At 48.4% G+C, this 3,097-nt stretch carries 2 rRNA genes (1 of these 2 only partly in view); both read left to right on the plus strand.

Features of this window, described 5'->3' with window-relative positions:
• Window positions 1–2,839, plus strand: a 23S ribosomal RNA gene (locus tag B0181_RS09360); it begins 293 nt to the left of the window's first position.
• A 123-nt stretch (window positions 2,840–2,962) separates the two neighbouring features.
• Window positions 2,963–3,076, plus strand: a 5S ribosomal RNA gene (gene rrf / locus B0181_RS09365).
• The last annotated feature ends 21 nt before the right edge of the window (window positions 3,077–3,097 follow it).

Raw genomic sequence — 3,097 nt, forward strand, 5'->3', positions numbered from 1 at the left:
CCAACCATAGTAGGTGATAGTCCTGTATGCGAAACTGTTTAAGCGACATATTAAGTAGGGCGAGACACGAGAAATCTTGTCTGAAGATGGGGGGACCATCCTCCAAGGCTAAATACTCCTGACTGACCGATAGTGAACCAGTACCGTGAGGGAAAGGCGAAAAGAACCCCTGTTAGGGGAGTGAAATAGAACCTGAAACCGTGTGCATACAAGCAGTCGGAGCACCGCTACCTAATTGTTCTAAGATAAAGTTATGTTTTATGTATATGTATTAAAAGGCGAAGATGGCAAACATTATGTAGGCCAGACCGCTGATTTAAAAAGACGTTTTGCTGAGCATAATAATGGTGAGAATAGCTCAACTTGTTATCAACAATGGCAATTATTATATTATGAAGCATATCAGACACAACAAGCCGCAATTAAGCGTGAGCGCAAGCTTAAGCATCATGGCGGTGTTTATCAATCGCTTATTAAGCGATTGAATGAGAACAATTAGGTAGCGGTGTGACGGCGTACCTTTTGTATAATGGGTCAGCGACTTATATTCTGTAGCAAGGTTAACCGTTTAGGGGAGCCGTAGGGAAACCGAGTCTTAATAGGGCGACATAGTTGCAGGGTATAGACCCGAAACCGAGTGATCTATCCATGAGCAGGTTGAAAGTGCCGTAACAGGCACCGGAGGACCGAACCCACTGTCGTTGAAAAGCCAGGGGATGACTTGTGGATAGGGGTGAAAGGCTAATCAAACTCGGTGATAGCTGGTTCTCCCCGAAAGCTATTTAGGTAGCGCCTCGGACGAATACCATTGGGGGTAGAGCACTGTTTCGGCTAGGGGGTCATCCCGACTTACCAAACCGATGCAAACTCCGAATACCGATGAGTACTATCCGGGAGACAGACGGCGGGTGCTAACGTCCGTCGTCAAGAGGGAAACAACCCAGACCGCCAGCTAAGGCCCCAAATTCCTAGTTAAGTGGGAAACGATGTGGGAAGGCACAGACAGCTAGGATGTTGGCTTAGAAGCAGCCATCATTTAAAGAAAGCGTAATAGCTCACTAGTCGAGTCGGCCTGCGCGGAAGATGTAACGGGGCTCAAACTAGGAGCCGAAGCTGCGGATTTAATTGTTTCAATTAAGTGGTAGGGGAGCGTTGTGTAAGCCTGTGAAGGTGTGTCGTAAGGCATGCTGGAGGTATCACAAGAGCGAATGCTGACGTGAGTAACGACAAAACGGGTGAAAAGCCCGTTCGCCGGAAGACCAAGGGTTCCAGTCCAACGTTAATCGGGGCTGGGTGAGTCGACCCCTAAGGCGAGGCCGAAAGGCGTAGTCGATGGGAAATCGGTTAATATTCCGATACTTGTTTATGATGCGATGGAGGGACGGAGAAGGCTATGTCAGCCTGGCGTTGGTTGTCCAGGTGAAAGGATGTAGGTAGGTTTAGTAGGCAAATCCGCTAGACTATTACTGAGATCTGACAGCAAGCTGTACATGTACAGCGAAGTGGCAAATGCCCTGCTTCCAGGAAAAGCTTCTAAGCGATAGTCATAAACAAATCGTACCCGAAACCGACACAGGTGGTCAGGTAGAGAATACCAAGGCGCTTGAGAGAACTCTGCTGAAGGAACTAGGCAAAATGGTACCGTAACTTCGGGAGAAGGTACGCTGCCGATGGTGATGAAACTTGCTTTCTGAGCTGTTGGCAGTCGCAGATACCAGGCTGCTGCAACTGTTTATTAAAAACACAGCACTCTGCAAACACGAAAGTGGACGTATAGGGTGTGATGCCTGCCCGGTGCTGGAAGGTTAATTGATGGGGTTAGCGTATGCGAAGCTCTTGATCGAAGCCCCAGTAAACGGCGGCCGTAACTATAACGGTCCTAAGGTAGCGAAATTCCTTGTCGGGTAAGTTCCGACCTGCACGAATGGCATAATGATGGCAGCGCTGTCTCCAGCAGAGACTCAGTGAAATCGAAATCGCAGTGAAGATGCTGTGTACCCGCGGCTAGACGGAAAGACCCCGTGAACCTTTACTACAGCTTTACATTGAACTTTGACCTAACTTGTGTAGGATAGGTGGGAGGCTTTGAAGTAGGGACGCCAGTTCCTATGGAGCCATCCTTGAAATACCACCCTGGTTATGTTGGGGTTCTAACTTGAGATTAACAGATCTAAGGACAATGTATGGTGGGTAGTTTGACTGGGGCGGTCTCCTCCTAAAGAGTAACGGAGGAGTACGAAGGTGCGCTCAGAACGGTCGGAAATCGTTCAAAGAGTATAAAGGCAAAAGCGCGCTTAACTGCGAGACCCACAAGTCGAGCAGGTACGAAAGTAGGTCTTAGTGATCCGGTGGTTCTGTATGGAAGGGCCATCGCTCAACGGATAAAAGGTACTCTGGGGATAACAGGCTGATACCGCCCAAGAGTTCATATCGACGGCGGTGTTTGGCACCTCGATGTCGGCTCATCTCATCCTGGGGCTGAAGCAGGTCCCAAGGGTATGGCTGTTCGCCATTTAAAGAGGTACGCGAGCTGGGTTTAGAACGTCGTGAGACAGTTCGGTCCCTATCTACCGTGGGCGTTGGAAATTTGAGAGGATCTGCTCCTAGTACGAGAGGACCAGAGTGGACGAACCTCTGGTGTTCCGGTTGTTACGCCAGTAGCATCGCCGGGTAGCTATGTTCGGATGGGATAACCGCTGAAAGCATCTAAGCGGGAAGCCCACCTCAAGATAAGATTTCCCTAAAGAGCCGTTGTAGACTACGACGTTGATAGGTTGGGTGTGGAAGCATGGTGACATGTGTAGCTAACCAATACTAATTGCTCGTTTGGCTTGACCATACAACACCCAAGTGGTTTAAGTTGTATGTAAAGTGTAAAGATTTTACCTAAGCTTGATTAAAAAGAAATTATCTTGAAATAAAAATAATAACAGACTCATAACAGCGTTGTTAATCCTTTTACGCTGACGACAATAGCAAGATGGAACCACCTGATCCCTTCCCGAACTCAGAAGTGAAACGTCTTAGCGCCGATGGTAGTGTGGTTCGCCCATGTGAGAGTAGGTCATCGTCAGCACCTTATTTAAAGACCCCTGCC

The sequence above is a fragment of the Moraxella caviae genome (assembly GCF_002014985.1).
Taxonomy (GTDB): Bacteria; Pseudomonadota; Gammaproteobacteria; order Pseudomonadales; family Moraxellaceae; genus Moraxella; species Moraxella caviae.